Raw genomic sequence first — 13,101 nt, 5'->3', positions numbered from 1 at the left:
ATTTTTCCTGTTTGTGTCATTCTTTATATATGAAGTTTTGCATATGCACCAGGTTCGGGTATGCCACCTCTTTATTTTTCAAGAACTGTAAAAGATTTTAAGGATTCCTGTACCTTCGGAATAACCAATTCTGACCATGAAAAAAACGTTACTTAAACCTTTAACCTTACTTTCTTTTTTTTTGGTACTTTCCAGCCTTGCATTAGCACAGGATAATAACCTGGAAGTTTACCGTCCTTTGCTCGTAAAAAATGCAGCCCGCCTTGGTATAACACCCGCCGATGTCAAAGATGCTGAAATTGTGCATGGGTATACCGATAAAGCAACCCGCATCACCTACGTTTACCTGCAGCAGACTTATAAGCAAATAAAAGTGTACAACACAATTATTTCAGCCGCTTTTATTGATGGCAGCCTGCAATATGCTTCCGGAAGTTTTGTAAAAAATATTGCTGACAGGGCCGGCGCTCCCGTTTCTTCCAAATCTTATATGGATGCTATCCGGGGTGCGGTACACCACCTTCATTTAAATGAAAAGGCGCCGCTGAAAGCGGAAAGAGACCTATTCAAAGCGGAGAAAAAGTATACGGTCACTGCCGATGCCATAGCCCGGCAGCCAATTGAAACAACCTTATACTGGACGCCCTCGGACGATAAGCAGCAGATAACGCTTACCTGGAACGTAAATATTCATGTAAAAGATAGTTCCGACTGGTGGAATGTGAGGATCAATGCACAAACCGGGGCGTTTGTGGAAAAAGACAACTGGACGGTAAACGAAAAGCAGCCAGCATCGAGCATGGTAGAAACCAGTGACCTGCCCACCGTGGTTCATTCAACGGCCAACGCTGTTATGTCTGACAGGATAACTGCTACAAACACTGTTCCTGCTAAATTACCGGCGCCACCCAATGTCACATCGGCCACCTACCAGGTTATCCCATTTCCTTACGAAAGCCCTATTCATTCGCCGTTTACCAATGAAGTTAGTCCCTGGCTAAAGGCCGGCGCCGGCAATGACGCGGTTACCCTTGGCTGGCACTTTGATAATGTAGCCAATTACAATATTACCAGGGGGAACAATGTATTTGCATTTTTAGACCGGCGGGCAAATAACGCGAGTGATGCTGCCCGTAACTGGCCCGATACCTCCAGTACGCCGGCGCCCGACCTTACGTTTATCCATAATAATAATACCGCTCAACAGCCCTGGTTAAATGTTGAAAGCAAAAAGGCTGCCCTGGACAACCTTTTTTACTGGAATAACCTGATGCATGATGTAACCTATCAATATGGTTTTACAGAAGCCGCCCGTAATTTTCAACGCTATAACATGGGCCGTGGCGGTGCTGGCAACGATTATGTACAAGCCAATGCGCAGGATAGTTTTGATTATAACAATGCCAATTTTTCCTCCCCACCAGATGGGACCAGCGGCCGGATGCAAATGTTCACATTCACCAGTCCGCCCGGTTTTACCGTTAGTGCACCGGCGGCTATTGCCGGTACCTATGCATCACTTGAAGGCTCCTTTGCTGCATCGAATAAATTGGTTGACCGCGGTCCGATAACCGGAAGGATTGTTTGGTATAATGATGATGTAGCAGGTACGATTCACCGGGGGTGTATTGCTGCAACCAATGCTGCTGCAGTGGCCGGAAATATAGCAATGATCGATGCGGGTGGTGGGCCTGGCTGTACTACCTGGGACTTCAAAGTGAAAAATGCACAAAATGCAGGCGCCATTGCTGTTATTGTTTATTTTCCCCCTGGTTCATTTGGGCTCATTGGTGGTAATACAGACCCAACCATCACTATTCCTGCAATTTCAGTTACGAATGCTACCGGCACTTCAATTGGCACCCAGTTGAATGCAGGCCAAATTGTAAATGCCACTATAACGTCTGGAATTTACCTGGATGGCGATCTGGACAATGGGGTCATTTGCCACGAGTACGGTCATGGTGTATCGAACCGGTTAACCGGTGCCGGCGCCAGTTGTTTGAATAATGCAGAGCAGGGCGGTGAAGGCTGGAGTGATTTTTTTGCATTGATGATGACTACCAATTGGGCAACTGCCCAGCTTACTGATGGTGCTAATCCAAGGCCAATGGGAACCTACGTGCAAGGTCAACCTGTAAATGGTTCAGGTATCCGCAGGGTCCCTTATACAACTAATATGGGCATAGACACCCTAACCTATAGAAGCGTGGGCTTCAGCACCGAGGTACATAATATCGGGGAAGTATGGTGCAGTGCGCTTTGGGATATGACCTGGAATCTTATTCAGCAACAAAACGCCATTACACCCGATCTTTATAACAGTGCAGGAAACGGCGGAAACGTAATTGCCATGAACCTGGTAATGACAGGATTGAAACTGCAACCTTGTTCGCCCGGTTTTCTGGATTCACGAAATGCTATTCTGGCCGCAGACTCCATTCTGTATGGGTACAGTCATAAATGCGCTATCTGGAATGCTTTTGCCCGAAGAGGAATGGGATACAGCGCCAAACAAGGGTTATCAACCAACGCTACTGATCAGACCCCCGCTTTTGATCTGCCGCAAAATATTTTATTGACCAAGTCATTACCGGTAAAAGTTGACGCAAATAGTAACTATACTTTCACCCATACAGCTACCTGCGATTGCCAGCCTTCCACTTTCACTTTACAGGATACCATTCCCACTGGTTTTACTTATGTGAACAGTGTACCGGCAGGTACCCTTACCGGAAATATTCTTACTTTCCCTGCTACTGCTTTTGCCTCTGCTGAAACTAAAAGTTTTTCTATTACCTTAAAGGCGCCTGCGACTGGTTGTGATATCGATTCGGTGCTGAACGATAACCGGGAAACCAGCACTACCGGAGGCTTTACCTCTTCAGGAACTCCTGCCTGGGCGCCTTCTACAGCAAAAGCGCATTCGGGAAATACTTCCTGGTATGCACAGGATATTGCTACGCCGTCGTCCGTATCGCTTACTTCGGCTGGCACCGCTGCTACTGCTGCAAAACCAGTCAGTACTCTTTCTTTCTGGCATAATTTCCATACAGAAAAGTTTTATGATGGGGGTGTAGTTGAATACTCTACCGATGGGGGTGCTACCTGGAAGGATGCTTCGCCATTGTTCCTGAACAACGGCTATACTACGGCCATGGATGCCTCGACCACACTTAGCGGACGTAAGGCTTTTTCTGGCGACAGCAAAGGCTTTCAGCAAACCATGCTGGACCTGACTTCGTTTGGTACAACGCCCGTTCAATTCCGGTTCCGGATGGAAACAGACAACGGTACCGGGGATGATGGATGGTATGTGGATGATATTGTTCGGGAAATTGGTTGCGGTGAAGTGTTGCGTTCAGGTATTTATAATGGGGCTACCCGAATAGACAATATAACAATACCGGTGTTTGTAAATGTTCAAACGGCATTGCCACTTACCCTGCTCTGGTTTAATACAAACCCTGTAGGCGGGCAGGTTGCGCTGGACTGGAAAACCGTTTCGGAATTTGATGTAAAAGACTTTACTGTTGAATGGAGTACAGATTCGTTTAACTGGATCAGTCTGGGTAATGTAACCGCCCAGAACCTCAATAGCAACAGCTACAACTACCTGCACAATGATCCGGTAATTGGTACTAATTATTATCGGATTAAAATGAATGACAGAAATGGTAAGTTCACCTATTCTCCTGTAAGAACGGTGAACATGAAAGAAATTGGCAATCCGAAGGTAGTGCTGGTCCCCAACCCTGTAAATACAGATGCAACACTTTATATCTCAAGAGATGTAAAAGCTACCAGCGTAAATGTATACAATGCGGCCGGCAGCCTGGTAAGACAGCAAGCTGTAGGGGCAGGCGTGCGCCAAATAAAAATTTCTACCAAAGGGTTAGCGCCCGGTATTTATACGATAGAGACAAATGGCGCCAACCGCCAAATAACCCGCATGATGGTACAGCATTAAAGAATAATGTTCAGGACATTACATGGGCAGCCTTTATGGAGGCTGCCTTTACTTTTCCTGAAAGTCAGGTATAATAAGACTTTCAGGGCTTTTTGTTTTTAATAAAGGTTAGTTGCGTTATTTTTTATCTATAACACGCTTTGTTTTTTTAAGTACGATACTTCGGCTATAGACATCCGTTCGGTTTAGCACTCATGGTGTATGGGTATTGTGGACAAGTACAAATGGAAATAGGGAAAAATTAAGTTAAATTTATCATGGTACTGGTACCCATTGTTTACCATTAAATCAAAATCTACACATGAGAAAGTTTTTACTCTTCGCAACAGCAATGTTGTGCAGTGCAGTATTGCTTGCACAGGATTACTGGAGGCCCCACGACGCTGGCGCCAGAATTGCTACCGACAAAGCCGTTGCCCGGCTATCATTTCCAACTGACTTCAAATTGTTTGATCTGAATTTTACTCCTTTGCGGAATGAAGTATTCAAAGCGGCAGGCAATGTTTCAACCCGTTCCTCCATTATTTCTTTGCCAAATGCCGACGGACAAATTGAACAGTACGAGATTGTAGAAGCCTCCAATTTCGAACCTGCATTACAAGCTCAATTCCCGGATATAAGGGCGTTTTCGGGAAAAGGTATCACTGATATCAATGCGTCCTTAAAGCTGAGTATTTCGCCGCAGGGGATCCAGGCAATGGTTTTCCGTACGGAAAGGGAAAGCGAATTTATTGAGCCTTATTCTGCGGACCACACCGTTTATACCGTATTCAAAAAAACAGCGAGGGTGTTGCCCTGGAGATGTTCTACTCCTGAACAAAAAATGGCAACGGAGATCAGTAATCAGTTAACCCAGTCTACGAATGTAGTTGCAAGGTCAACCGGTGATATGAAAACAATGCGGCTGGCCCAATCGGTTACTGCCGAGTACTCCAATTATTTTGGGGCCACCAGCGCTTCACAGGTTTCACTGGTATTGGCAGCAGTTAATGCTACCCTTACCCGTTGCAATGGTGTTTATGAAAAAGACCTGGCCCTGCACCTTAACCTGATCGCGGCCACTACCAATGTATTTTATTATAATGCTTCCACTGATCCCTATTCCAACGCCAGCACGGGTGCGGGCGGTGCCTGGAACAGTGAATTGCAAAGTACATTGACCTCCGTGATCGGTGCCGCGAATTATGATATTGGCCACCTGTTCGGTGCATCCGGCGGTGGTGGTAATGCCGGTTGTATTGGTTGTATTTGTGTCGACAATTCAAAAGGAAGCGGTTTTACTTCCCCGGCAGATGCTATTCCGCAGGGTGATAATTTCGATATCGATTATGTGGTTCATGAAGTAGGGCACCAACTGGGCGCCAACCACACTTTCTCCATGAGCAATGAAGGTACAGGCGTTAATGTGGAACCTGGTTCCGGTATTACTATTATGGGTTATGCCGGTATTACCAGTCAGGACATTGCGCCACATTCTATTGCTATCTATCATGCCGCTTCTATTGCGCAGATCCAGTCTAACCTTTCCGGTAAGACCTGTCCCATTACTACCAGTATTTCTGCCAATAATGCAACCCCGGTTGTGAGTGCTGGCAGTAATTATACTATTCCTATCAGTACCCCATTTGCATTGACCGGTTCGGCTACCGATGCCAACGCCAGTGACGTACTTACTTATTGTTGGGAGCAGAATGATAATGCTTCCTCCTCCCAAACTGGGTCCAGCAGTGTGGCCAGCGCTACCAAAGCTTCCGGTCCCAACTGGATCTCATTTGCACCCACCACCTCACCAGTGAGGTATTTTCCCAAAATGGCCACTATCCTGGCCGGTGGATTGGTCTCAGGCCCGTTGTCGGGTGGCGATGCAGGAGCCAATACTGAGGCATTGAGTTCTGTGTCAAGAACGTTGCACTTTAGGTTAACTGTTAGAGATAATGCGCCCTATAGTTCCACTGCGCCAGTCTCTATCGGGCAGACCAATTTCGGGGACATGACAGTTACCGTCACTAATTCCTCAGGACCTTTTGCTGTAACGGCGCCTAATACGGCGGTATCATGGGCCGGCAATTCATCACAAACAATAACCTGGAATGTAGCGAGCACAACCGCTTCGCCAGTGAGTTGCGCGAACGTAAAAATCTCCATCTCTACCGATGGGGGCACTACATTCAATACATTGGTGGCCAGTACCCCAAATGATGGCAGTGAAGCGGTGACCATTCCCAATACACCTACTACAACAGCCAGGGTAAAAATTGAAGCGGTAGGGAATATTTTCTTTGATATTTCCAATACCAACTTCACCATTACAGCAGGCTCAGGCTGTTCTTCACCGACCGGGTTAACTGCTTCTGCTATTACTACCACATCAGCAACAGTAGGCTGGACAGCTGTAAGCGGTGCTGTATCGTATGATGTGGATTATAAAGCCAGTTCCGCTTCAACCTGGACCAATGCGGCAACCGGAACAACCGTAACTTCTGTTGGTTTAACCGGGCTTACGCAGGGAACTGTTTATGATTACCGGGTAAGAACAAATTGTTCCAGCGGAAGCAGTGCTTATTCAACGGCACAGTTTACTACCACCGGAACGGTTACCTGTACTTCACCGGCTGGTTTAGGCAGTTCAGCCATAACTTCAACCGGCGCTACGGTTAGCTGGACAGCAGTAAGCGGTGCCCTGAGTTATGATGTGGATTATAAAACTAATGCCTCTTCAACCTGGACCAATGCTGCAACGGGTACCACCTCAACATCGGTGGCCATTAGCGGTTTAACCGCAGCTACCCTGTATGATTGGCGGGTAAGAACAAATTGTTCAGGTGGCAGCAGTGCCTATGCTTCTGCACAGTTCACAACAACTTCAACAACCTGTGCAAGTACATTGGATAATTCAACCAATGGAACAATATCTGGTGCGGCAACCATTCCATTTAATACCAATGTTACAGGGCTTATCAGTCCGAGCGGGGATATCGATAATTATAAATTCGTGATCACCACCGGTGGTACGATCACTATTACCCTGGGCACCTTGCCTGGCGATTATGACCTGAAATTGCTTAACAGTTCAGGAACACAGCTCGCTATTTCACAGGCCGGTGGTACCAGCAGTGAAACTATTACCAGAACAATGACCGCGGGTACTTATTATGCACAGGTATATGGTTGGAATGGGGCTAATAGTGCTACGGTTTGTTATACCTTAAAGGTACAATTGGGTACAGCCAGCCGCGGAACTGATCTCATTACCAGCGACGTGCAGAAAGTGGATGTATACCCGAATCCTGTCAATAATGTGGTGAATGTTAATCTTACAGGTTTCACCGGAAAATCAGTGGTGAGCTTGTTCGATGTGAATGGCCGGGTAGTATTGAATCGTGAAGTGAATACGGTTAATTCACAGTTTGATATTGGCGGATTGCCTGCAGGTGTATATATGATGAGGATCAGAAATGATGGAAAGGAAATAAAGATGATGAAGATTGTTAAGAAATAAGTAGGTAATATGATATTATGGTGGGTCTCTTTTAAAAGGAGACTCACCTTTTTTTATAAGGAAGTAGTAGTTGATCAGTTGACCAATAGATCAGTTGACGAGTAATAAGTTGACTGGGATGACGGGGTGATAAGGGTAGGCAATCGGCAATCGGCAATCGGTCTCGGCTCAGCCGAGAGCAATCGGCAATCGGCAATTGATTTTTGGCGCCGCAAGGTAATTATAAATCTCAATGGTCGCGAGTCAACTCACAACTCACAACTCACAACTCACACAGGGATCTCAATGAAACGCTTCTTCTTTTGAACAACAAAGTACGTAACTAATATGCCTGCAACCAGGATCGTAATTTGTATACCTACTCCCACCTGATTGGCTGTTGTACTGGCCGCTGCTGTATTTTGTTTCAAATGCAGTGTCCAAAGGGATGCGTTGCCTGGTTTCATGCCGGCCACTACCTGCAAAAAGTTTAATGCTACATGAATACCTGTGGGTACGGCAATTCCGCGTGATAGTATAGCTGCCAGTCCAAATACAAACGCCCATGCACCCGGTCCATAAAAAGCAACCTGCCAGTTCCATCCACCTGCAATATGATACAGCGCAAAGGAAATAGCCACCCCTATCTGTGCCCAAAAAAGTCCATAGGCTTTATCCAGTTTCAATAACGTATAAGACCGAAAGGCGAGTTCCTCTATAAAGGCAAAAGGAATAATGATCAGTAAAGAAGTAAACCATACTTGCCAATTGACCCCATTTGCATTTCTTGTAAGCTGAAGACCGGTAAAGTTTATCAACACCAACAACACCAGGGCGAATATTGCTGTGCCAATCAAGACACCCAATAAAAACTTGACCGGTGTATTCCTGTTCCATACCAACTCTATGTCCTTATAGGTTCTTTTCTCGCTTTTAAGAAAGATCCTGATCAGATAGAAGGTAGCCAGTGTGACCAATAAAGCATGCAATAACCTGACGCAGGTTGACCACGAAGGCGGTGCAAGGGCAGTCAAAGAACCAAATCCATGAATAATAGCAACAAACAGGATCCAGAACAACAAACATTTGAGAAAAGCATTTTTCATGAAAAACGGTTTTGGTGCTTTACGACCATTTGTCTCCATTCCTGTTTAAATGTTACAAATTATGTCACATCTTCTAAAATGATAATATTTCTTTTTGCTCAGGATGGCGGAACAACCGTTAGGGGGGTGTCCTTCTTAAAAAGATGACTGGTGCTAAAACAAAAAAATATGAGAGCGACACATATATTTTGCTTTCTATTCCTGACACTCGTTGCTAATTACAGCCTGGCACAGCAAACCGACTCGACTCGTTATTATAAAAATATAATCCGATATAATCTTTCAGGAGGATTATTATTCGGTATAGACCATTATATTGTATTTGGATATGAGCGGGTCCTTTCACCTAAACGCAGTATTTCTGTAAACTTTGGCAAGGCATCGATGCCTAAATTGGTAAGTATAAGTACAGATAGTTTTCAGGTAAATAAAGATCAAAAAAGGAGTGGACTTAATTTTTCGATCGATTATCGTTTCTACCTTGCCCGGGAAAATAAATTTCGGGCGCCGCATGGGTTATATATAGGGCCCTATTACTCCTACAATCGATTTACCAACGACGTAAAATGGACATCTAAATCCAGCAGTTCGAGCAGCGATGTAGCCGTAGATACCAAATTCAATATACATACGGTTGGTTTTGAACTGGGCTATCAGTTTATCTTCTGGAAACGACTGGCCCTTGATCTGGTATTGGTAGGGCCTGGATTGGGCTTTTATGATTATAAGGCCACTATTAACAGCAACATAGATCCCGCAAAAAGAGAACAAATACAGGAAGGGCTTAAACAATTACTTACCCAGAAATTTCCGGGGATGAATTATGTCTTCAGCGATCAGGAAATTGATGCAAATGGAGTAATGCGGACCAATACGATCGGCTACCGGTATATTGTTCACATTGGGTTTAACTTTTAAATGATCAGCTAACGGCGCCGCCTGGGCAAATAATAGAGCAATCCGCAATTAATTATCAATATCGTAAAAGAGCCTATAAAGGCGGGAAAGGCAATGCCCTTATTATGCTCCAGGGCATTGTTCAGCCCGGTGTACAACAGCCAGATCTGGATGGTCACATTCAGGATAAGCAGTACAACGATGGCCAGCATCAGCGTGCTGGTTTTATTGGGATGCGCCTGGCTTTGTGCCCGTCGAAAAGTACTCATGGCAAAATGAATTAAGTTGAATGCAATTTTTTACGCCTCTTCTTTGGCAGCGGTAACAAAAATATCATTTCCTGTTACCTGTACATCCAGCCGGGGCAGGGGTCTTGGCGGCGGTCCCTGCAATACCTCACCGGTCATGGCATCGAACCAGCCGTTGTGACAGGGGCATTCAATTTTGCCGCTGCCGGGTTTGTAAAATACCGCACAGGACAAATGGGTGCATTTCTGTTCATAGGCTTTGAATTCGCCGTTTTCAAGATGTATCAAAACGTAAGGCGTTGAGCTGCCTTCCAACACAAAGGCCCGGGTACCGCCCACTGGTAATTCATTAATACTGCACACCCGGTGTAAACCCTGTACTTTTTTGCCTGGAAAGAAAGCTGCTTTTGCGGCTACGAAGGCACTGCCAGTTGCCAAACCACCCGATACCAGGCAAAGGAATTTGGCAAACTGCCTGCGGGTTACTTCTGTGACTTCTGACTGATTGATAGGGAAATCATTTTTCCAATCAGGATCTTTCTCTTTGTTATTGGGCATATAGATTTTTTATTAGTTACAACGCCGTTAGTCAACCTTCAGCATGGTTGAGCCGGCGGACATCATGATGTTCACTTTGGTTTTTACCTCCAGCTTTCCAAACTGGAAGGTATTTACGGGTACGCTGTTGGGACGCATTTGCCGCATTTCCTCCCGGGTACCGTAATACAGGGCCTGGCTGGGACACACGGTGGCGCACATGGGTTTCTTACCGGCGCTTGTACGGTCGTAGCACATGTTGCACTTCATCATCATATCGTATTGCTCCTCTTTAAAAGGCACCCCAAACGGGCAGGCCATTACACAGTTTGAACAACCGATACAGCGGGCCGTATTAGCGGTATGCACTACGCCAAATTCATCTTTGCTAATGGCATCTGCCGGACATACATTGGCGCATACGGGATCGTCGCAATGCATGCATACCTGAACCGTGGTTTGTATGGTTACCGCCCGTTCCACATAATTCACATGTATCATCGACTGCTGCCCGTTGGTCTCACATTCGGCACAGGCCGCCTCACAGGCTTTACAGCCAATACAACGCTGCATATCTACAAAGAACTCCATTTCGGTTTTGTAATAAGCGGTTGACATGCGATTGGTTTTTGTTTATGGTGCAAATAGTTATATACTGTTATAGGCAGGCGCTTCCTGGGGAGGTGGCGCCGTTTTTCGCAAGGGCACCAACTGACAGGCGCACACTTTAAACTCCGGTATTTTGGAAATGGGGTCCAGTGTTCCCGGTGTTAACTGGTTAGCCGATTTACGACCTGGCCAGTGATAGGGGATAAAGACCGTATCCTTGCGGATCGTTTCAACAATATTTGCCGGAAATTCAGCTTCCCCTCTTCGGGTAACCACTTTCACCAGTTCCCGCTGGGCAATGCCATATTGAGCGGCCAGCTCCGGATGTATTTCCAGCAATGGTTCGGGATATTGATTTACCAGCTTGCCTATTCGTCTTGTTTGCGTACCGCTCAGGTATTGCGATACAACCCTTCCTGTTGTGAGCACAACGGGGTAGGCTTCATCTGTTACTTCACCAGGGTCTTTATAAGCTACCGGATTGAAGTGAGCCTTGCCATCTGCCGTGGCGAATTTCTTATCTTCCCATAAGCGCGGCGTGCCCGGGTGGTCAATGGATGGGCATGGCCAGAATACACCCATGTTCTTTTCGATCTTCTCATAGGTTATGCCATAATAATCGGCCGTGCCGCCCCGGGAGGCTATGCGGAGTTCATTAAAAATATCTTCACTGGTGTTATAAGTGAATTTATCGCCAACCCCCAGCCTTTTTGCCAACTCCAGTAGGATGGCAGTATCGGTACGTGCTTGTCCGGGTGGGGTAACAGCCTGGCGTATGCGGGTCACCCGGCCTTCAGCAGTAGTTACCGTGCCTTCTTCTTCTTCGTGTAGTGATCCGGGAAATATAATATCCGCATGGCGGGCAGTTTCATTCAGAAAGAAATCGATGGTAGCATAAAACTCCAGCTTCTCAAATGCTTCCCGTACATAATTGTTATTGGGCAATGATACCAATGGGTTGAAACAAAGCGAGATCAGTCCTTTGATCTCACCGCGGTGAATGGCCTCTATGAGTTCATAAGCGGTATAACCGGCTCCCGGCATTTCACTTTCTTCAATACCCCAAACCTCAGCAATGTATTTTCGGTGAGCGGGATTATTAATATCCCGGTTACCCGGCAACTGATCGCATTTGTGACCATGCTCCCGGCCGCCCTGCCCGTTTCCCTGGCCCGTGATAGTGGCGTATCCGCAATATGGTTTGCCAATTCTTCCGGTAGCCAGTACCAGGTTAATACAGCCCAGCACATTGTCAACCCCCTTGGAGTGGTGTTCTATGCCTCTTGCATGCAATAAAAAGCTGGTAGCGGCTTTGCCCCACCATTGAGCGGCTGTTGCGATCTTTTCTTTGGCAATACCGGTTACCTGTTCTGCCCATTCGAGTGAATAATCTTTTACGGCATCGATGGTTTGCTGAAAACCGGTTGTATGGTTGTTGATGAAATCATGATCAAGCAGATCGTTTTCAACCAGGTACCTGAGCATGGCCCCATATAAGGCCGAGTCAGTCCCGGGTTTTATGTCTAAATGCAGATCTGCGGTGCGCGCCAGCGGTATTACTCTGGGGTCAACTACAATCAATTTTGCGCCATTGTCGCGTGCCTGCCAGATCCAATGGGTAAGGGTGGGGAAGGTTTCGCTTACATTGGCCCCGCACACCATAATGACTTCCGCTTTTTTCAGATCGGTGTAATTGTTGGAACCGCGGTCGAGCCCAAACGCTTTTTTATTACCGGCGCCGGCGCTTACCATGCACAACCGGCCATTGTAATCGAGGTTGCGGGTTTTCAGTGCCACCCGGGCGAATTTTCCTACGAGATAACTTTTCTCATTGGTAATGGATACGCCCGACAGCATGGCGAATGCATCGTTGCCATAAGTATGCTGAATGCGTTTTATTTCACCAATGGTCTTGTTCATGGAGTCTTCCCAGGTAATGGGTTTAAAGCCTATACCTTCCACGCGTTGCAGCGGTTCCATCAAACGGTCGGGGTGGTTGTTTTGCAAATAACGTTGTACGCCCTTGGGACAAAGCCTTCCTTCGTTGAAGGGGAATTCCATCCAGGGATCAAAACCCACCACCTTATTGTTTTTTACCAGCAACTTAATGCCGCATTGCATACCACAAAAACAACAGTGGGTCTCCACTACTTTATCGGGTTCGTCACGCCCGGTATAACCTTCCTGCGGAGCGAAGTTTAAATGAGGACCGAACTGTTCAATGATTTTTTCAGCTGCGACCGGTAATCTAGCCAT

General features: G+C 46.3%; 8 protein-coding genes. 3 read left to right on the top strand and 5 right to left on the bottom strand.

Translation table 11 applies throughout. The features are described 5' to 3' along the window. The first annotated feature begins 136 nt into the window (after positions 1–136). Together J7I42_RS17665 and J7I42_RS17660 are read left to right on the top strand one after the other, a co-directional pair. Positions 137–3,970 (top strand): M36 family metallopeptidase, encoded by a 3,834-nt coding sequence (locus J7I42_RS17665; RefSeq protein ID WP_209140166.1) that lies wholly within the window; start codon positions 137–139, stop codon positions 3,968–3,970. Between the two features lie 301 nt (positions 3,971–4,271). Continuing rightward, positions 4,272–7,469: a reprolysin-like metallopeptidase gene (locus tag J7I42_RS17660; protein WP_209140165.1), complete on the top strand. Its 3,198-nt coding sequence runs from the start codon at positions 4,272–4,274 to the stop codon at positions 7,467–7,469. A 269-nt stretch (positions 7,470–7,738) separates the two neighbouring features. Here J7I42_RS17660 and J7I42_RS17655 read toward each other — a convergent pair whose 3' ends face one another. Beyond that, positions 7,739–8,554 carry a CPBP family intramembrane glutamic endopeptidase gene (locus J7I42_RS17655; RefSeq protein ID WP_209140164.1) on the bottom strand — a complete coding sequence of 272 codons (816 nt, stop codon included), beginning with the start codon at positions 8,552–8,554 and terminating at the stop codon, positions 7,739–7,741. A 168-nt stretch (positions 8,555–8,722) separates the two neighbouring features. On the opposite strand from J7I42_RS17655, the gene J7I42_RS17650 reads away from it, so the two are divergent. Next, positions 8,723–9,472, top strand: a complete 750-nt coding sequence (locus J7I42_RS17650; RefSeq protein WP_209140163.1) for a DUF3575 domain-containing protein — start codon at positions 8,723–8,725, stop codon at positions 9,470–9,472. Positions 9,473–9,480: 8 nt separating this feature from the next. On the opposite strand, the gene J7I42_RS17645 is transcribed toward J7I42_RS17650, so the two are convergent. The 4 genes from J7I42_RS17645 to J7I42_RS17630 are packed head-to-tail and all read right to left on the bottom strand — an operon-like array spanning position 9,481 to position 13,101. Next, positions 9,481–9,720 (bottom strand): DUF6755 family protein, encoded by a 240-nt coding sequence (locus J7I42_RS17645; RefSeq protein WP_209140162.1) that lies wholly within the window; start codon positions 9,718–9,720, stop codon positions 9,481–9,483. A gap of 30 nt (positions 9,721–9,750) precedes the next feature. Beyond that, positions 9,751–10,257 (bottom strand): Rieske (2Fe-2S) protein, encoded by a 507-nt coding sequence (locus J7I42_RS17640; protein ID WP_209140161.1) that lies wholly within the window; start codon positions 10,255–10,257, stop codon positions 9,751–9,753. Between the two features lie 27 nt (positions 10,258–10,284). After that, entirely contained in the window at positions 10,285–10,854 is a 570-nt protein-coding gene (locus tag J7I42_RS17635; RefSeq protein WP_209140160.1) for a 4Fe-4S dicluster domain-containing protein, read from the bottom strand. Positions 10,855–10,884: 30 nt separating this feature from the next. Next, positions 10,885–13,101 carry a molybdopterin oxidoreductase family protein gene (locus J7I42_RS17630; protein WP_209140159.1) on the bottom strand — a complete coding sequence of 739 codons (2,217 nt, stop codon included), beginning with the start codon at positions 13,099–13,101 and terminating at the stop codon, positions 10,885–10,887.

The sequence above is a fragment of the Niastella soli genome (genome assembly GCF_017742245.1).
Classification (GTDB): Bacteria; Bacteroidota; Bacteroidia; order Chitinophagales; family Chitinophagaceae; genus Niastella; species Niastella soli.
This window is presented reverse-complemented; position numbering and strand designations above follow the sequence as displayed.

What these genes read in the sequence shown, in the direction of transcription:
- J7I42_RS17665 (WP_209140166.1), top strand. Translation starts at nt 137, where the DNA reads ATGAAAAAAACGTTACTTAAACCTTTAACCTTACTTTCTTTTTTTTTG.
- J7I42_RS17660 (WP_209140165.1), top strand. Translation starts at nt 4,272, where the DNA reads ATGAGAAAGTTTTTACTCTTCGCAACAGCAATGTTGTGCAGTGCAGTA.
- J7I42_RS17655 (WP_209140164.1), bottom strand. Translation starts at nt 8,554, where the DNA reads ATGAAAAATGCTTTTCTCAAATGTTTGTTGTTCTGGATCCTGTTTGTT.
- J7I42_RS17650 (WP_209140163.1), top strand. Translation starts at nt 8,723, where the DNA reads ATGAGAGCGACACATATATTTTGCTTTCTATTCCTGACACTCGTTGCT.
- J7I42_RS17645 (WP_209140162.1), bottom strand. Translation starts at nt 9,720, where the DNA reads ATGAGTACTTTTCGACGGGCACAAAGCCAGGCGCATCCCAATAAAACC.
- J7I42_RS17640 (WP_209140161.1), bottom strand. Translation starts at nt 10,257, where the DNA reads ATGCCCAATAACAAAGAGAAAGATCCTGATTGGAAAAATGATTTCCCT.
- J7I42_RS17635 (WP_209140160.1), bottom strand. Translation starts at nt 10,854, where the DNA reads ATGTCAACCGCTTATTACAAAACCGAAATGGAGTTCTTTGTAGATATG.
- J7I42_RS17630 (WP_209140159.1), bottom strand. Translation starts at nt 13,101, where the DNA reads ATGGCTAGATTACCGGTCGCAGCTGAAAAAATCATTGAACAGTTCGGT.